This is a genomic window from Exiguobacterium sp. s75 (genome assembly GCF_018617145.1).
In the GTDB taxonomy this organism is placed as follows: Bacteria; Bacillota; Bacilli; order Exiguobacteriales; family Exiguobacteriaceae; genus Exiguobacterium; species Exiguobacterium profundum.
Window position 1 is genome coordinate 1,070,588 of record NZ_JACSJQ010000001.1, and the last position, 15,933, is coordinate 1,086,520.

Sequence of the window (15,933 nt, forward strand, 5' to 3'; positions counted from 1 at the left end):
AATCATCGACTCGCCCATTTTTTATTTTACAGATGACGCCTCACGACGCTCATATTTTAAGACCGGTTTACGGGCAGCGAGTGTCTCGTCCATCCGTTTGACGACCGTCGTATGAGGAGCCGTCTGAACGATCTCCGGATTCTCTTCCGCCTCTTTGGCAATCTGGAGCATCGCATCACAGAACGCATCAAGTGTTTCTTTTGATTCTGTCTCTGTTGGTTCCACCATGATACATTCCTCGACATTTAACGGGAAATAGATTGTCGGTGGGTGGTAACCGAAGTCAAGAAGACGTTTAGCGATGTCGAGAGTACGAACACCAAGGGCTTTTTGACGTTTGCCTGACAAGACAAACTCATGTTTGCAATACGTATCATATGGCACGTCGAACGCATCTTTTAGTCGCGCGAACATATAGTTTGCGTTGAGGACCGCTTCACGTGATACCCGCGTCAATCCTTCTGCGCCCATCGTCTTGATATAGCTGTAAGCTCGGACGTTGATCCCGAAGTTTCCATAGAATGGTTTGATTCGCCCGATTGAATGTGGTCGGTCGTAATCGAGACCATATCCATCATCTGTTTTCGTCACGATTGGAGTCGGTAGGAATGGGATTAAGTCACGTTTTACTCCGACTGGACCTGAGCCTGGACCTCCACCGCCGTGAGGACCGGTGAACGTCTTATGCAGGTTCAAGTGAACGACGTCAAAGCCCATGTCCCCCGGACGTGCGATTCCGAGAATCGCGTTTGAGTTCGCGCCATCATAATAAAGCTTCCCGCCAGCTTCATGAACGACTTTTGAGATTTCAAGAATATCCGCTTCGAATAGTCCAAGCGTATTCGGGTTTGTCAGCATGAGCGCAGCTGTATCCGCTCCAACTTTTGCCTTCAAATCATCCAAATCGACGAGACCGCGCTCATCTGACTTGACGGTTACCGTCTCGAATCCAGCAACGACTGCGGACGCCGGGTTTGTTCCGTGCGCCGAGTCTGGAACGAGTACTTTCGTACGAGCCGTATCCCCATTACGTTCATGGAACGCTTTGATCAACATGAGTCCCGTCCATTCCCCATGCGCCCCTGCCGCTGGTTGGAGTGTGACTTCGTCCATTCCTGTAATTTCAGCGAGTTGCTCCTGTAAGTCCACCATGAGTTCGAGCGCACCTTGAATCGTCTCAACCGGTTGCAGTGGGTGAATATGTGCAAAGCCAGGAAGACGAGCCATATCTTCGTTCACTTTCGGATTATATTTCATCGTACACGAACCGAGCGGATAGAAGCCTGAATCGACCCCATGGTTTCGTGTAGATAGAGACGTGTAATGGCGAACGACATCGAGTTCAGATACTTCCGGAAGTTCCGCCGCCTCTTTTCGAATCATCGTAGCCGGTAACAACGTCTCAAGGTCAACCTCTGGGACAGTCGGTGTCGGCAAATTATATCCAGTCCGTCCTTCACGTGATACTTCAAAAATTAGCGTTTGCTCGTGTTGCATTATTTCATCCCCCCAACCACTTCGACAAACTGATCAATCTCTTCTTTCGTGCGCAATTCCGTCGCGCAAACCAACATCTGTGTCTGACGCTCCCCTTCATACGTACCAAGCGGTAGACCACCAATCATGCCATGCTCGAGCAGATGGCGCGATACTTCTTCTGCGTCACGTCCAAAATCTACCACGAACTCATTGAACATCGGTCCTTCGTCCACGATGTTGAATCCTGCAGCTTTTAACGCTTCTTTCATATAATGAGCAGTTTGAATATTCCGAACGGCCATATCACGAATTCCGTATTTTCCTAAAGCGGACATCGTGATCGAAGCAGCCAATGCGTTAAGCGCTTGGTTCGAACAGATATTGGATGTCGCTTTATCACGACGAATGTGCTGTTCACGCGCCTGGAGCGTCAACACGAATCCGCGTTTGCCGTCCTCATCGACCGTTTGACCAACAAGTCGTCCCGGTAGTTTACGCATCAATGATTTTTTGACCGCGAAGTATCCACATGACGGTCCACCAAAACTTTGCGGAATACCGAATGGCTGTGCATCTCCGACCGTGATGTCCGCACCGAGTGCTCCTGGTGACTCAAGAATTCCGAGGGCGAGCGGGTTGCTCGAAACGACGAAGAGCGCACCCGCTTCATGAGCCAATTCTGCCAATGTTTCTAAGTCTTCAATACGACCGTAGAAGTTTGGATATTGTACGACAAGACACGACGCATCCGTCAAATCAAGGTCTGACACGTCCGTCACCCCGTTCACCACATCTGTGTAGTCAACGGATAGCCCCGGTCCGTCAGCATACGTACGGATTACGTCCTTCGCTTCAGGATGCACTGCACCAGAGACGACGACACGTTTTTTCTTCGTCTGCGCGCTCGCTAGGTAAGTCGCCTCAGCGAGAGCCGTGATTCCGTCGTACATCGAAGAGTTCGCGACGTCCATCCCTGTCAATTCACAAATCATTGTTTGGAATTCGAACATCGCCTGAAGTTCACCTTGTGAAATCTCAGGTTGATATGGCGTATACGCCGTATAGAATTCAGAACGCAAAAGCATATGGTTCATCACACTTGGTGAAAGATGATCGTACATCCCTGCTCCAAGGAAGCTCGGGTATGATTTCGTATGTTTGTTTTTATCAGCCAACTTCGTCATATGACGAACGAGATCGACTTCCGGAAGCGGAGCCCCAATCGCCGCCAATGATGCTTGTTCGCGAAGTGTTTCTGGAATATCTGAAAGAAGCGCTTCGATTGAATCGACGCCGATTGTCTCTAACATGTCTCGTTCATCTTGTTCGGTCATCGGTAAATAACGAAATTCCATTCTGTTCATTCTGAATCCCCCTGTTTCATTTCGTTCGTTTATAGAAAGGTGTCGGTACGCGTTCGGCTTCAATCTTTTTGCCACGGATGTCGATGACAAAACGATCTTCATCTTTGTAACGTGCATCGACTCGTGCCCATGCGATTGATTCATTTACAGTCGGAGGCATCGTACCGGTCGTGACAACGCCGATTACATTCCCATCCAATTCAACTTGCGCCCCTTGGCGGGCAATCCCACGACCGAGCAATTTCAATCCGATCAATCGATTCGGAATATTCTCTTTTTGAGTGACGAGTGCTTCCTTACCAACAAAGTCAGTATCTAGCTTGACGGCAAAATTGAGATTCGCTTCGAATGGCGTGACCGACTCATCTAACTCATGACCGTAAAGCGGCAAGCACGCTTCGAAACGTAATGTATCGCGTGCGCCCAGCCCACATGGGGTAACACCCTCGGTTTCAAGCGCTTCCCAAATGGCAGAAATCGCTTCTGCTCGAGCATAAATCTCGAACCCATCTTCCCCAGTATACCCACTTCTAGAGATGATCGATGGCACACCCGCAACGTCCCCATTCATGAATTTGAAGAACCCGATTTCGTCGAGTACCACATTTGTGATAGTTTGAAGTACGGATTGTGCATTCGGTCCTTGAATCGCAATCTGACCATATTCATCAGATTCATTTGTCACAACCACGTCACCCTTGACGTATCGACGAATGTGGGCTTCGTCCTTTTCAATATTTGAAGCATTGACGACGAGCCAATAAGCGTCCTCATCCAATCGATAGACAAGCAAATCGTCCACCACACCGCCGTCTTCAAGACAGAGAAGGTTATACTGGGCTTGACCAACTTTAATCTTCGAGATATCATTCGTCACCAAGTTTTGAACTTGCTCAAGCGCATCCGGCCCTTCGATTCGAATTTCTCCCATGTGAGATACATCAAACATCCCCACGTTTTGACGTACAGCCAAATGCTCTTCTTTAATCGAAGAGAACATAATCGGCATTTCAAATCCCGCAAAATCAACCATCTTCGCCTTCGGTTCAATCAAATCGAACAAAGGCGTACGTTTCAAAGTAACCTTTTCCATAATATCCCCCAATCCCGAACATAAAATGCTTTTGTTTTTGAAATCTTTCGTTTTCCATTCCACTTTAACAATTTTTATTCCTTCTGCATAGGTAAAAAAGCGAAAAAGAAAAAGGATGAAAAACGAAAACGTTTTCATCCTCATTATTTCATATTTTCGACTCGGTGGAAACGTCAGAACGTTCAATTCCCGCTGTCCGTTTGATTTCATGAGTTAGCTCGACGGCGGCTTGCTTTAATTCAATCGATTCATTCTTCGCATTGACCCCAAACTCTTTTAATTGAGTAACGGATCGATTGACCGCATCCACGTGCCCTTTGATTTCATTGACCTGTTGACCAATCACATCCGCCCGAATTTTAAAACGTTCCGTCAGACGATTCAAACGACCAAATTCTGGTTTCATTTTGTTTTTGAACAAGAGATAACCATATATCCCAAGTCCGATTAATGAAAATACGATGATGGCAAAATTAATCCAAATCATACTTTTTCCCCCTTTATACGGATGATTTGCTTGGCGATGTCTTCAGACGATTGAGATGCATCGATGGATACACTCGCTTTTCGATATAATTGATCACGTCGTTGAAACAACGCATGAACATCCTCCCGTCCTCTTTTAACAAGTGGCCGCGCAGAATCTTTGATTCGTTCCCAACACATGTCGAACGGAAGATTTAAATGGATCATCGTACCACGTTCTCGCATCCAACATATATTTTCAGAGCGTTCCACCACTCCGCCACCGGTCAGGATATAGTCAGCAGTGACTTGTTGCAGTACTTTTGACTCAACATCACGAAACGCAGACTCACCATTGCGGTCAAAATATGTAGCGATCTCCATCCCAGTCATAGACTCAATGACTAAATCAAGATCGATGACCTCCCCATATTCTTTCAGAAACGAGAATAAGGTAGATTTACCTGTACCCATAAACCCCACGATATAAAACGGGTTTTCATTCATAAACAATCACCTCTTTATGCCGTTCACCAGATGTTAGCACGATATTCACTTCAGTACGATTCGGTGCAATCGGACGACACGTCAGAGTTCCCGTTGGTTTATGCAGCGTTAACGGTCGATCACCGCAACGCTCCTTCGCCAATAACAGATGCGATTCGAAGCGAATCGCTAAGATTTCCTCTGACAGTCGCCTCGTCGTTCGTTCCACATCAGTATACCAAAATAACGCGGCCCCGAGTAACCAAACAACGATGGTCAAGGTGATGACGAGAAAGAATCCTGTTTCATGCACATGACGTGCCGCTCTCTTCTGAACGATGAATCGGTCCATGCGATTCGAAAACCCTTTCCGACCGTTTCGACATGATACTGCTCGATTCCTCTTAAAAAGAGTAAGTTTCCTCCTCCATCTCCGACCATGACCAAATTGCCATTTACTTGTTTGATGTCCATGACCACCGCTCCTCATCCGATTTGACGAAATCACCTCGTAACCGCCCTTCGTCAACACGACAGTTCTCGCTATCCATCAGACGGCGCACAATCAGTTGAGGCGTCGTATGATGATTCCATTTAGGCTGTTCATAAAGATGTTGACCGAGCGTGAGCAGTTCAACCAAAAGGAAAAGAAATATGGGAAGGATCAGCAAAACGACCGTCATTTCAATCATCGTAAAGCCCTTTTCATAATGTCGGTAAACAAAATCCTTTCTCACACACTTGCTCACGCCCTGTTGGTTCAGTGGCTTCAAGCAGAACCTCTCCTTGTAATCGTTCATAGATGAAGAGCGTGTCACTCAACCGTTGGATTCGTTCATTCCCTTGCACGACAAAGGATGCCAGTATGAAAATCCATCCCATGATGACCGCAAGACTGACAGTCAGCTCCCATAACGAGAAACCCGATTCATCCACTTTCACGAATAATCACCTCCGGCTCATACGTCCCGATTCGAAATTTGAGCGTCACCGATGTCTTTCCACTGACGAATTTCCATTGTCCCGCATAAGAGGCGGTCGCTTGTGAAAAGGTCAACGTGTTGTACGTCGGAAGATATACATCCACCCCATCAGGAACATCAACCTCCCTGACGATCTCTCTCCCACACACAATCAGATAAGTTTGTTGTTTGGAAATCCAAATCAATCGCGGCACACAATCTCCCTCTTCTGAAATATAGGGAAATTGCCCAGCTTCTTGAATATTCGCTACCAATGAATCCGTAAAATTGTAGAGTTCCATTCGTTCGAACGGTCTCGTAATCGGTGCACTCATCAATACTAAGAACGACAATACGAGAAGTACCCATGTCATTTCGACCAAGGTGTAGCCTTTCATTGTTTTTTTAAGGAGCCATCAGTCGGAGAATACGTATAGGTCGAGGATTGACAGCTATAAACGAGTGGATCTGCAGCCGATGCACGCTTAATCACTTCTAACGTTTCAGGATAGGCCTTATGTTCCGCATAGTGCAAATTGATTTCAGATTCAACGATTCGAACACTACCTTCGCAACTCACTTGGTCAGCACGAGATTTCCCGTCCGACAAAGAAGGGACAAGTAACAAGAGAAGAACGGATATAATGAGTAATACTGCCGCCATCTCAACTAATGTGAACCCACGCTCTTCCTTCATTTCATCTTTCTCCTTTCACAATTGAGCCATAATGAGTTTGACCGGTAAATAGAGTGTGTAAAAAAGAACACCGATCATGACACTGAGGATGCCGTATAAAGACGGTTCAATTTTCTCAATCAAACCCCGACTATATTGCTCCATCTCTTCGAATACAAGCTCGCGATGAAGAGACATCAATTTACCAAGTTCCCCACTCATCGATCCCACACCTAATAGACTCACGACCTCATGATCGATAAACGGTTCACACCTCGTCGCCGCTTCAATCCCTTCACCTTCAGACATGCGATAGTGAATTCGCTTGGCCATCTCTGCCATTTCCCCCTCTTCCTCGGCTAGCCGACTGATAATCTGCCTGATATTCGTTTCAGTATGTTGGAGCAAGGACAATTCACTTACAAACACATAGGTCATATAGAGTGTTTTCCCGCGTCTCCATACGTAAAAAGGGAGCTCTACTCCTCGACGATGGAATCCATATATGAGAATCGCGATTGCTACGAATATAGAAAACAGTACAGGAAAGAACCAATTCGACAATAGAATCGACCCCACACCGCCGTGCGACGAGACATCTACCATTCCCATTAATTTCGGGAAAATGTATAAGGCATAAATCATGCCTAATGCAAGTAGGATGAAGAAGATAATCAACGGATAGCGAATTAGCCTCCGCAGCTCCTGCTTTAACCGTTGTCGCATCTCGAGTACCATCGCCACTTGCGACAATCCATCCATAAATCGTCCGTTGTGGTCCGCCGTATGTAAAATCTCTTGCATCTGCCGATTCGTGATCAAGATGGAAAATACCTCAGACAAACTCACACCCGCTTCTAGACGAATCCTCATCTCTCGAATACAGTCTTTCATTTTTCCCTTCTCATGAAGTTCAAGCGTCTCCATGGTCACTTTCAATGACACACCTCGTGATTGTAGACGAAGAAAACGATGAATCAGTCGGATCGATGGGATTACCGGAACGTCGACCATTCGCAAGTCACCTCCTGATTTCGAGTCAGTACACACCAATGTCTTTCCACGGTCGCCTTACCAAGAAGTTGCATCAGCCGCTTTTCCCCATCCTGAATCGATGCGGTATGAAAGGTTGTAATCGTCAAATGCCCACTGAGCGCTGCATCGTATGCGACCATCAATTCTTCATCGGTCCGTACCTCGCCAATCACGATGATATCCGGGTCGGCACGAAGCGTCTCTTTCAACAAGTGTCGATGGCTTAGTCCAGCCTTAGCATTCACTTCCAGCTGAATGACACCACCGACCATTTGTTCTGGAGGATTTTCAATCGTCACAATCCGCTCATGCTTCAGCTGATTCAACAGGGCATACAGTACCGTCGTCTTGCCTGCTCCGGTAGAACCCCCTATAAAGAAAAGACCATGATGTGATGCCACGACTTTCTGAAATCGTTCCACATCGTGTGATTGTAACAGGTGCTGAAGTTCAAACGTGTCATGGGGAATGCGCCAAGACATTAACGTCTGGGCGAACGACGGGAGAAAGGTCACCCGGATGACATCTTGATTCAATTCATAGACCCCGGATTGTGGAATGCGTTGATTAGATTCAGGTAGTGAACACCAATATCGCATATGATATGTAAGGCGATCATAAAGCTCTGCATCCATCGATTGAAGCGCAGCAAGTTTACTAGCAGAACGGACTTGAACCTTTACTTGGTTTGCATCGGGTATAAAATGAAGATCACTCGCACCGATTTGACGTGCTGCATCTACTAAATCCTCAATGAGTTCCTTCATCTCGTTCACCTCGATACAAGCATAAAAAAAAGCCCACTATGTTGAAAGTGGACTTGTTTTATGAAACTTGAACCGCTGCAGTGTTGTGGCGACGTGCATATGTTTCGATTGAAACCTTGTCATATCCGACAATCACTTCTTTTCCATCAGTTAAGATTGGACGCTTCAAAAGTTTTGGGTTTTCGCTCATCAGCTTAAGAAGCTCGCTTAATTTCAAATCCTCCACGTCAACATCAAGTTGTTTGAAGGCCTGGCTTCGCGTCGCAAGGAGAGAATCGACTCCTTCCTCACTGATTGCAAGGAGTTGCAACAATTCATCAACTGTTGGTGCATCTCTGAAAATGTGACGCTCACTCACTTGAAGTTCTTGTTCTTGTAAAAACGCTTTCGTCTTCCGACAAGAAGTACAGCTTGGATACGTGTAAAACATTAGTTCTGATGCCATTTTTATGTTCCTCCCTCATTCAACTTTCACTTCGCTCATTTTGTATAAGTTGATTATACATCTCTATACCCCGTTTGTACATGTTTTGTGCAACTTTTTTATAAATTTTGTACAACTTTATTTACCGAAATGATTTCACATATTTTTCACGATTATTTTGCTCAATTATCACGTTTCCATAGCATTTTTTCGAATGTGTTGGTAAAATAGTGAATGAGAATGGAATAATGCACGTATGGGGGGATTAACATGGCAAGAATGTTTCGTGTCCTAGGCTTTTGGACTGGACTAGTAGCGGCACTTGCTTTCGTAGGCGCACTAGGCGGCGACCAAAGTAGTAGTGAACATACTGGCGACTTTATCGTTATGGGACTTGTCTTCTTAGCACAAACGATTTTCTTCGTCGCTCTTGGTTACTTAAAACTAACTGAAAAAACGTATGTATATGTCTTCGGCGCGTATTTGACAATTTTCTTCGTTGTCTTTACGTATTGGAGCAACTTCCAAATGTAAAAAAAGATTGTCTCGCCGGAGACAATCTTTTTTTATGTGAAGAACGGATTTGTCCGCTTTTCTTCTTCTAGCGTCGTCATAGGACCGTGCCCCGAGTATAACGTCGTCTCATCAGGAAGGAGCTGCTTCATCCGATCGATGGACCCCATTAATGTCGACTGGTCTCCACCGAACAGGTCTGTCCGTCCGACGGATTGCTTAAAGATCAAGTCACCACAAAAGGCGATTCTTTCATCATCCATATACAATACGACACTCCCTGGGGAATGACCCGGCGTATGATAGATTCGAAATACGATGTTCCCAATTTCTAATACATCACCTTCGTATGTTTTTTCTGCCGGTTTCATTGAAGGCATCGGCAAGTTGAACGCAGAAGCGCCATTCTTTTCGCCATCTGTCAGCCAATCCGCTTCTAAGCGGTGTACATAGACTGGTACCTGGTAACGTTCACGGAGCGCATCGATTCCTCCGATATGATCGAAGTGTGCATGAGTCAACAAGATTGCTGAAAGTGTACCGAAACGTTCGATTGTATCGAAGAACCTCGGGTCATCCGTTCCGGGGTCAATGACGACGACAGTGCCGCCTTTTTCAATCACATAGCCGTTCTCTTGTGCCAAGCCAGACGTAATCTTTTTGATTTGCATAGGATTCACCCCCTTCTTATTCAAAACAATATTGTGGCAAAATTGTTTCGATGTCAACCTTTGCTCGACAGCGACTCTATAATCGGATAAAATAATAATGATATTTCAGTGAAATTTTTATGAATTTCATGACGTATAATTAAAGGGGGAACTCGTCATGCATTTGTATGAACCGTTCGGATGGATTTCCGTCATCGTCGCGATTGTGGCTATTTGGGGAATGCTTCGTTCATTCCAAAAACGCCAATTCTTTCCGCTCATTTTTGCAGGTTTAACTGTACTCGTATTCGGATTCTTTGGTGTCGCCACGTTGATCTACGGTGGAATTCCAGGTTAATGATTCGCATATGCAATCATCAAGCGACTTCGGTCGCTTTTTTTATGCCTTTCTATACGTTCATTCCCTCTACATAAAAACGGACCAAATCACTATGTGACTTGGTCCGTACTCATTATTCTTCAGTTTGTTCTTTGAAACGGAGTAAGTCGGAGTAAATCAAATCATCGTTCATTTGCAAGATTTTTTCCGCTTCTTCCGTCATCGGACCACATAACGACGTATCTTCGACTACTTCACCAGAAGTCGCGTTATAACATGTCGACTGTGTCCAAACATATTCATCCGTCACGACCGTTCCGTCGCGGAAAATCGCGCGGCTGTTTCGATTTTCAGAGAATAAGTCGTTTCCGAATCCAATCGTATCTGACGTGTCGATTCCAAGTAAGTGCAAGATGGTCGGTTTCATGTCGACATGACTACCGATCGTCTCATGCACTTCCCCTTCTTTCTGGTCAGGTAAGTGAATGGCAAACGGAACTTGTTGCAACTTCGCCACGTCGAATGGTGTCAACTCATCTTTGCCGAGTAGCTCGGCCATCGCACTGTTGTGGTTCGTCGAAATTCCGTAATGGTCACCGTAGACGACAAAGATTGTATCTTCCCACATTCCATTCTCTTTCAACTGGTCGATGAAGAGACCGAGTGCGTAATCTTGATAAGCTAGTGCTTGCGGGAAGTTGTTCAACGTAGTTGAGCTCGTTTCAAATTTTGGTACAAGCTCATAGTCTTCACTTGGCATCGTGTACGGGAAGTGGTTCGTCAATGTGATGAACTTCGCGTAGTACGGTTCAGGCAATTCTTGAAGCATTGGAATAGATTGTTCGAAGAAACTATCGTCTAAGAGACCCCATTCTGTCATGTCTTCAGGATTCCCGAGGTCATAACTCTTTTCATCAAAGAATTGATCGACGCCAATGTTCTTGTACATTTGATCGCGGTTCCAGAACGATTTGTTATTCGCATGGAACACGGCTGAGTAATAATTTTCGTCCTTGACCAACTCAGGGAGCGCTTGATATTCGTTATCGGCGTTCGTAAAGTATACAGCACCACGCGGGAGTCCATATAGTGAGTTATCGAGTGCGAACTCAGCATCAGAAGTCTTCCCTTGACCGACTGTATGGTAGTAGTTCGGCCAGTAGTGAGACTCTTCAATCAGTTTGTTCAAGTTCGGCGTGATGTACTCTCCATTCGGCGCCTTCATGTTGTGAGTAAAATTCTGCGCAGATTCGAATGAAACCACGATGACATTTTTCCCTTTATATTTTCCGAATAAATCCGGATTCGGCGCCGCATAGTTTTGACGGGTGAATTGTTCAATCGTTGCGAGTTCTGATTCATCCGCCATCGCTTTTTGAGCCGATGTTTTCGTTTGGAGCATGGCATCATACACATGGAAGTTAAATGTTCCGATGTTTTTCACCAACAGCTCACGGTCAAATGAACGAGTCAACAATTCAGGCCGTTCCGTTTCTGCTAGCAAAAGGTTGAACAAGAAGACAGAGACCGCTACGACGAATGTGACGAGCGCACGTCGATGTGAAGCTGCATTCTCTTTCATGTTCATTCGCCATAAGATAAACGGAAGGATAAACACGTCACCAAGAATGATTAAATCTTTCCATTCAAGAAGCGAAGTGAATGATGTCGATAACGTTTCCATGTTCGATGGTTGCATGATGACAGGCATTGTCAAATAGTCCGTGAATTCCCGATAATACACGGCGTCCGCAAACAAGATAAACGATGCAATCGCATAGAGCGTGTAGAGCACCCATTTTTGTTTGTTACCTTTAAAGAAGAAATGGAAGGCAAACAAGAATAATGTCGAACTGATTGGGCTAATCAGTAAGATAAAAGCTTGTGCGGTGTTTTCAATCGGAATGTTGAAGAAAAATTGATAGACGATATACGTCTTCGTCCAAAGCAATAACGTAAAAATCCAAAATAGACGATATTCTTGAAACGAAGCGCGGACCGTGTCGTTCAGTCTCGTCGATAGCTTCGAAAAGCGTTGAGATGAATTCATCTGACGGTCTCCTCCTCTTTTCAGTTTTCGGCATGTTTTAGTTGCCATTCTTTATTTATATTTGTTCATTCATTGTACAATTCGGATTGAATAGTACACGTCCAGTATCAAGTCCAAATCTTACCCCTTTTTTAATAAAAAATCAACTGTGACGTTACAAATTTTACAATATCCCATACCCTTTCCCACAAAAAAACACGCCTGCAATGTGCAGACGCGTCCGTTTCATACTCGTGTCGGAAGGAAGTGTTTCCGTGCCAGCCAAGCACATCCAATCACACCGGCATCGTTTTCGAGTTCAGCGATTTTGAATGTTGTCGACTCGTATACCCGCTCGAGCGCAAACCGTTTGAACTGTGCATCAAGCGGCTCCAATAACGCGTCGCCAGCTTTTGAGACGCCTCCACCGATGACAATCATTTTCGGATTGAGCGTGTTCGCGATGTTCGAGATGGTCAAGCCGAGGTATTCCGTCATCTCGTCAATGACTTCTGTCGCGATCGAGTCACCAGCCTTATATGCTTCAAACACGTCACGTGCAGTCACTTCTTTTAACTCGTTTAATGAAGTATCTTGATTCTTACGCTTCTGTAACGCCAGACGCGAGATGCCGGTCGCTGAAGCAATCGTCTCGATACACCCGAGGCGACCACAACCACACTTCACAGCCTTCGTTTCGTCTCGTTCCACGGTAATATGCCCGATTTCTCCGGCCATTCCTGCCGTCCCATGAACGATATTCCCGTTCGTGATCACGCCACCACCGACACCTGTACCGAGCGTGATCGCCAATAATTCTGACGCCCCTTCGCCGGCACCTTTCCACATCTCACCAAGGGCCGCGGCGTTCGCATCATTTTCGAGCACGGCCGGAAGACCGACTGCTTTTTCGAACTCACTCACGAGTGCAAAATCTTTCCACCCGATGTTCGGAGAATATTCGACAACTCCTTCTGAGAAGTCGACGAATCCTGGTGCCCCGATTCCCGCACCCGCAAAATCTTCTTTCTTCTTACCTGATGTTTGTAAGTATGTTTCAAAAGAAGCTGCGATGTCTTTTGGAATATGTACACCATTCTCTCGAATATCCGTTTTGACTTCCCACTTATCCGAAATGATGCCGTTCATGTCTAAAACGGCCATCTTCACCGTCGTACCACCGATGTCGATACCTAATAACCATTTCATACCGTTCACTCCTCATCTCAACTAAATCGCTTTCATTGAATAGTGTACACTATTATCCCCTTAGTGCAACCCTTTGCACTAAGGGGATTTCTGTCAATCTGTTGAATTTTTTAATTCGTGGGTCAAAATGATTTTGGCCGTATCGTACACACGTTGTTCGATGATGCCCCCTTCATACAATTCGTCGAGTTCCATCATCATGAGTGAGATTTCAGCATCCCGTTCTCCGATGTAAATAATGGTACCGAACGATTTTAAAAACTGTTGGACATCATAAAAGTTTTTCATGCTTCTTCCTCCATCGTCGATTGTACATAACGATTTAACAATTCTCGCGTTGCTTCCATTGATGACAGATGCGTTCGCTCATAACTATGGCTCGATTCGATTCCTGGCCCAATCAAGGCATGTCGCACATCATACCCTGCTCGAATCGCCGCTGACGCATCTGACCCATAGTACGGATAAATATCTACCTTATACGCGATCTCATGAGCTTTACATAACGCCGTGAACTTCCGTCGTAACCCGATATCATACGGTCCAGATGAATCCTTGGCACAAATCGAGACTGTATACTCATCGGAATGCTGTCCATCCCCGAGCGCACCCATATCAACGGCAATGTATTCCACGACGTCTTCCGGAATACCCGCGTTCCCTCCAAATCCGACCTCTTCATAATTCGAGATCAAGAAGTGAACGGTATGCGGTAAGTCATAACGGATTAAGTCTTTCGCAAGGTCCAATAGAATGGCGACCGACGCCTTATCATCCAAGTGGCGTGATTTCACGTATCCTGAAGAGGTCACTTGAAAGCGAGGGTCGAATGAAACGAAGTCCCCGATTTCAATCCCAAGCGCCGTCACATCTTCACGAGAATGCACTTTTTCATCCAATCGGACTTCGATGTTTGATGCAGATCGCTCGGCAGAGTTCGTGTCCTTATAGACGTGAACACTTGACTGATGGATCAAGATCGTTCCTTCAATCGCCTCTCCTTCTTCACGGTGGACGAGGCAGTTCTCTCCCTCAATCGCCGTCCATGCGTATCCTCCCACTTGAGTCAAACGAAGACGCCCGCTCGGCAAGATGTCTTTGACCATCGCACCGAGTGTGTCCACGTGTGCCGTCAACAGACGCGCCTTGCCAGAACGACCTGAAAATGTGGCCAGCAGTGCCCCTTTATGTAGACGTGACGTCTTGACACCCAGTGCATTCAATTCTTGCTCCGCGAAGCGGATGGCCTCTTCCGTCATCCCGGAAGGACTCGGGATGTTAACGAGTGTTTTTAATGTTTCAATCATTGAATTCTCCCCTTACCAAAATCCGTACCCGACGAATAGTCCAAACATCGAGATGGTGAGTACGGAAAATAAGATTCGTTGTATACGGTTCTTCTCATCCGGTAGCCCGACGACCCCCGAGACGACAAAACCACCAATCAGACCTCCCGCATGCGCGAAATGGTCAAGACCTGCACCTAATACAAACGCAAGTCCTACGTTTAATCCTAACATAATAAAGAGCGGAGGTCCGAGCGTCTTCATGAAGAGAGAACGATCCCGCAACCCAAAGTACAAGAGCGCACCGACCAATCCAAATAGCGCCCCTGAAGCGCCTGCTGATATCGATTCGCTGAATGCAAACGATGCGGATGTCGCTAATATTCCACTGAGCAGGTAGATGATTAAAAATCGTATGGAGCCGTACATCCGTTCGACGAGCGGACCGAGCGACCAAAGTGCAAACATATTAATTGCAAAGTGGAACCAACCGATATGCAGGAACATCGGTGTAATCAAACGCCACCATTCCCCTTGTTCAATCAACGGGTTCACTTTGGCCCCGAATGCGACCAACGTGTTTGGATCAAGCGTCGAACCGACCGATTCGGCTAACCACATGACTAAAAAGGTGACGAACAGTAGCCCATACACCACTTGTGGTTTTCCGAAGGAAAAACGTTTCTTCAGATCCGCTTTCTTTTTCCGGTCGAGGGAGACCGCTAGCAGTCGGAACCGGTCTTCTTCCATAGTCGGTGTGCAAATCGAACGGGACAATGTCACTTTCGCAGGGATTTGAAACGTCAACGAGTCTACACGCTCTTCATCCACGAGACGCTCACCATAAACATGAATGGTCAATCGTTTCCGCCCGATGCGAGATAAGCGAAATGCGTTCAAAATCGCGTGTATATCCATCCCAACGTGATTCGCCCATGCTTTTTCAGTCTGAATGAACAAATCATACCGATCACCTGCTTTCGTATCGAATAAGATGACCGCACGGGAGGGTTCGAGTATGCCTTCAATTCGCCCACCGTTTTCGACCTTTCGATAAATATCTTCCCAAAAACAAGTTGTCGCCAACGAAACCCCTCCTCTCTCTCAATTCTATTGTAAATCACGACACGACCCACGACCAAACGATGATTCGTT

21 protein-coding genes are annotated in these 15,933 nt (G+C 45.9%); 2 read left to right on the forward strand and 19 right to left on the reverse strand.

Annotated elements, in window-relative coordinates; genetic code table 11:
* Nucleotides 1-21 precede the first annotated feature (21 nt).
* The 13 genes from gcvPB to KNO68_RS05625 form a co-directional block, all read right to left on the reverse strand.
* Nucleotides 22-1,497 (reverse strand): aminomethyl-transferring glycine dehydrogenase subunit GcvPB, encoded by a 1,476-nt coding sequence (gene gcvPB, locus KNO68_RS05565; protein ID WP_012726585.1) that lies wholly within the window; start codon nucleotides 1,495-1,497, stop codon nucleotides 22-24.
* On the reverse strand, nucleotides 1,497-2,834 hold the full coding sequence (gcvPA, locus tag KNO68_RS05570; RefSeq protein ID WP_047795659.1) for an aminomethyl-transferring glycine dehydrogenase subunit GcvPA: 1,338 nt from the start codon (nucleotides 2,832-2,834) through the stop codon (nucleotides 1,497-1,499). Before gcvPA ends, gcvPB begins: the two co-directional genes overlap by 1 nt.
* Nucleotides 2,835-2,859: 25 nt before the next feature.
* Nucleotides 2,860-3,936: a glycine cleavage system aminomethyltransferase GcvT gene (gene gcvT / locus KNO68_RS05575; RefSeq protein ID WP_078147937.1), complete on the reverse strand. Its 1,077-nt coding sequence runs from the start codon at nucleotides 3,934-3,936 to the stop codon at nucleotides 2,860-2,862.
* Nucleotides 3,937-4,084: 148 nt separating this feature from the next.
* On the reverse strand, nucleotides 4,085-4,423 hold the full coding sequence (locus tag KNO68_RS05580; RefSeq protein ID WP_078147115.1) for a hypothetical protein: 339 nt from the start codon (nucleotides 4,421-4,423) through the stop codon (nucleotides 4,085-4,087).
* Nucleotides 4,420-4,908, reverse strand: coding sequence for a shikimate kinase (locus KNO68_RS05585; RefSeq protein ID WP_214684033.1), 489 nt, complete (start codon nucleotides 4,906-4,908; stop codon nucleotides 4,420-4,422). The genes KNO68_RS05580 and KNO68_RS05585 overlap by 4 nt, the downstream gene beginning before the upstream one ends.
* Nucleotides 4,901-5,239: a hypothetical protein gene (locus tag KNO68_RS05590; RefSeq protein WP_143404771.1), complete on the reverse strand. Its 339-nt coding sequence runs from the start codon at nucleotides 5,237-5,239 to the stop codon at nucleotides 4,901-4,903. The genes KNO68_RS05585 and KNO68_RS05590 overlap by 8 nt, the downstream gene beginning before the upstream one ends.
* A 103-nt stretch (nucleotides 5,240-5,342) precedes the next feature.
* Nucleotides 5,343-5,687 carry a prepilin-type N-terminal cleavage/methylation domain-containing protein gene (locus tag KNO68_RS05595; RefSeq protein WP_353047954.1) on the reverse strand — a complete coding sequence of 115 codons (345 nt, stop codon included), beginning with the start codon at nucleotides 5,685-5,687 and terminating at the stop codon, nucleotides 5,343-5,345.
* Nucleotides 5,593-5,829: a hypothetical protein gene (locus KNO68_RS05600; protein WP_047795193.1), complete on the reverse strand. Its 237-nt coding sequence runs from the start codon at nucleotides 5,827-5,829 to the stop codon at nucleotides 5,593-5,595. Before KNO68_RS05600 ends, KNO68_RS05595 begins: the two co-directional genes overlap by 95 nt.
* A complete protein-coding gene (locus tag KNO68_RS05605; RefSeq protein ID WP_251024855.1) occupies nucleotides 5,816-6,223 on the reverse strand; it encodes a prepilin-type cleavage/methylation domain-containing protein in 408 nt (135 codons plus the stop codon). The genes KNO68_RS05600 and KNO68_RS05605 overlap by 14 nt, the downstream gene beginning before the upstream one ends.
* Before the next feature lie 20 nt (nucleotides 6,224-6,243).
* The gene (locus KNO68_RS05610; RefSeq protein WP_031423311.1) at nucleotides 6,244-6,546 is read right to left on the reverse strand and encodes a prepilin-type N-terminal cleavage/methylation domain-containing protein; all 303 of its coding nucleotides are present in this window, start codon (nucleotides 6,544-6,546) and stop codon (nucleotides 6,244-6,246) included.
* Between the two features lie 15 nt (nucleotides 6,547-6,561).
* Nucleotides 6,562-7,539: a type II secretion system F family protein gene (locus tag KNO68_RS05615; protein ID WP_215112200.1), complete on the reverse strand. Its 978-nt coding sequence runs from the start codon at nucleotides 7,537-7,539 to the stop codon at nucleotides 6,562-6,564.
* On the reverse strand, nucleotides 7,521-8,327 hold the full coding sequence (locus KNO68_RS05620; protein WP_215112201.1) for an ATPase, T2SS/T4P/T4SS family: 807 nt from the start codon (nucleotides 8,325-8,327) through the stop codon (nucleotides 7,521-7,523). Before KNO68_RS05620 ends, KNO68_RS05615 begins: the two co-directional genes overlap by 19 nt.
* 58 nt (nucleotides 8,328-8,385) lie before the next feature.
* Nucleotides 8,386-8,772, reverse strand: a complete 387-nt coding sequence (locus KNO68_RS05625) for a Spx/MgsR family RNA polymerase-binding regulatory protein (protein WP_012726596.1) — start codon at nucleotides 8,770-8,772, stop codon at nucleotides 8,386-8,388.
* A gap of 249 nt (nucleotides 8,773-9,021) precedes the next feature.
* Here KNO68_RS05625 and KNO68_RS05630 point away from each other — a divergent pair, with 249 nt between their 5' ends.
* On the forward strand, nucleotides 9,022-9,285 hold the full coding sequence (locus tag KNO68_RS05630) for a DUF2626 domain-containing protein (RefSeq protein WP_012726597.1): 264 nt from the start codon (nucleotides 9,022-9,024) through the stop codon (nucleotides 9,283-9,285).
* Nucleotides 9,286-9,317: 32 nt separating this feature from the next.
* Here the strand turns inward: KNO68_RS05630 and KNO68_RS05635 are convergent, their stop codons facing one another.
* Entirely contained in the window at nucleotides 9,318-9,935 is a 618-nt protein-coding gene (locus tag KNO68_RS05635; protein ID WP_214812926.1) for an MBL fold metallo-hydrolase, read from the reverse strand.
* A gap of 157 nt (nucleotides 9,936-10,092) precedes the next feature.
* Here KNO68_RS05635 and KNO68_RS05640 point away from each other — a divergent pair, with 157 nt between their 5' ends.
* A complete protein-coding gene (locus KNO68_RS05640; protein ID WP_215112202.1) occupies nucleotides 10,093-10,272 on the forward strand; it encodes a DUF2759 domain-containing protein in 180 nt (59 codons plus the stop codon).
* A 115-nt stretch (nucleotides 10,273-10,387) separates the two neighbouring features.
* Here the strand turns inward: KNO68_RS05640 and KNO68_RS05645 are convergent, their stop codons facing one another.
* The 5 genes from KNO68_RS05645 to KNO68_RS05665 form a co-directional block, all read right to left on the reverse strand.
* A complete protein-coding gene (locus tag KNO68_RS05645; protein WP_214733625.1) occupies nucleotides 10,388-12,304 on the reverse strand; it encodes an LTA synthase family protein in 1,917 nt (638 codons plus the stop codon).
* A 225-nt stretch (nucleotides 12,305-12,529) separates the two neighbouring features.
* Nucleotides 12,530-13,492 (reverse strand): ROK family glucokinase, encoded by a 963-nt coding sequence (locus KNO68_RS05650; protein WP_214684026.1) that lies wholly within the window; start codon nucleotides 13,490-13,492, stop codon nucleotides 12,530-12,532.
* Nucleotides 13,493-13,585: 93 nt separating this feature from the next.
* The gene (locus tag KNO68_RS05655) at nucleotides 13,586-13,780 is read right to left on the reverse strand and encodes a YqgQ family protein (protein WP_012726602.1); all 195 of its coding nucleotides are present in this window, start codon (nucleotides 13,778-13,780) and stop codon (nucleotides 13,586-13,588) included.
* The gene (locus tag KNO68_RS05660; protein WP_078147123.1) at nucleotides 13,777-14,799 is read right to left on the reverse strand and encodes a M42 family metallopeptidase; all 1,023 of its coding nucleotides are present in this window, start codon (nucleotides 14,797-14,799) and stop codon (nucleotides 13,777-13,779) included. Before KNO68_RS05660 ends, KNO68_RS05655 begins: the two co-directional genes overlap by 4 nt.
* Before the next feature lie 12 nt (nucleotides 14,800-14,811).
* The gene (locus KNO68_RS05665; RefSeq protein ID WP_078147124.1) at nucleotides 14,812-15,864 is read right to left on the reverse strand and encodes a rhomboid family intramembrane serine protease; all 1,053 of its coding nucleotides are present in this window, start codon (nucleotides 15,862-15,864) and stop codon (nucleotides 14,812-14,814) included.
* Between the last annotated feature and the right edge of the window lie 69 nt (nucleotides 15,865-15,933).

Bases quoted from the DNA above. Each gene is read 5' to 3' on its own strand.
- KNO68_RS05660 (WP_078147123.1), bottom strand. From the start codon at position 14,799: ATGATTGAAACATTAAAAACACTCGTTAACATCCCGAGTCCTTCCGGG.
- KNO68_RS05630 (WP_012726597.1), top strand. From the start codon at position 9,022: ATGGCAAGAATGTTTCGTGTCCTAGGCTTTTGGACTGGACTAGTAGCG.
- KNO68_RS05635 (WP_214812926.1), bottom strand. From the start codon at position 9,935: ATGCAAATCAAAAAGATTACGTCTGGCTTGGCACAAGAGAACGGCTAT.
- KNO68_RS05620 (WP_215112201.1), bottom strand. From the start codon at position 8,327: ATGAAGGAACTCATTGAGGATTTAGTAGATGCAGCACGTCAAATCGGT.
- KNO68_RS05605 (WP_251024855.1), bottom strand. From the start codon at position 6,223: ATGACATGGGTACTTCTCGTATTGTCGTTCTTAGTATTGATGAGTGCA.
- KNO68_RS05590 (WP_143404771.1), bottom strand. From the start codon at position 5,239: ATGGACCGATTCATCGTTCAGAAGAGAGCGGCACGTCATGTGCATGAA.
- gcvPB (WP_012726585.1), bottom strand. From the start codon at position 1,497: ATGCAACACGAGCAAACGCTAATTTTTGAAGTATCACGTGAAGGACGG.
- KNO68_RS05615 (WP_215112200.1), bottom strand. From the start codon at position 7,539: ATGGTCGACGTTCCGGTAATCCCATCGATCCGACTGATTCATCGTTTT.
- KNO68_RS05610 (WP_031423311.1), bottom strand. From the start codon at position 6,546: ATGAAGGAAGAGCGTGGGTTCACATTAGTTGAGATGGCGGCAGTATTA.
- gcvT (WP_078147937.1), bottom strand. From the start codon at position 3,936: ATGGAAAAGGTTACTTTGAAACGTACGCCTTTGTTCGATTTGATTGAA.
- KNO68_RS05585 (WP_214684033.1), bottom strand. From the start codon at position 4,908: ATGAATGAAAACCCGTTTTATATCGTGGGGTTTATGGGTACAGGTAAA.
- gcvPA (WP_047795659.1), bottom strand. From the start codon at position 2,834: ATGGAATTTCGTTATTTACCGATGACCGAACAAGATGAACGAGACATG.
- KNO68_RS05645 (WP_214733625.1), bottom strand. From the start codon at position 12,304: ATGAATTCATCTCAACGCTTTTCGAAGCTATCGACGAGACTGAACGAC.
- KNO68_RS05625 (WP_012726596.1), bottom strand. From the start codon at position 8,772: ATGGCATCAGAACTAATGTTTTACACGTATCCAAGCTGTACTTCTTGT.
- KNO68_RS05640 (WP_215112202.1), top strand. From the start codon at position 10,093: ATGCATTTGTATGAACCGTTCGGATGGATTTCCGTCATCGTCGCGATT.
- KNO68_RS05580 (WP_078147115.1), bottom strand. From the start codon at position 4,423: ATGATTTGGATTAATTTTGCCATCATCGTATTTTCATTAATCGGACTT.
- KNO68_RS05655 (WP_012726602.1), bottom strand. From the start codon at position 13,780: ATGAAAAACTTTTATGATGTCCAACAGTTTTTAAAATCGTTCGGTACC.
- KNO68_RS05595 (WP_353047954.1), bottom strand. From the start codon at position 5,687: ATGAACGATTACAAGGAGAGGTTCTGCTTGAAGCCACTGAACCAACAG.
- KNO68_RS05650 (WP_214684026.1), bottom strand. From the start codon at position 13,492: ATGAAATGGTTATTAGGTATCGACATCGGTGGTACGACGGTGAAGATG.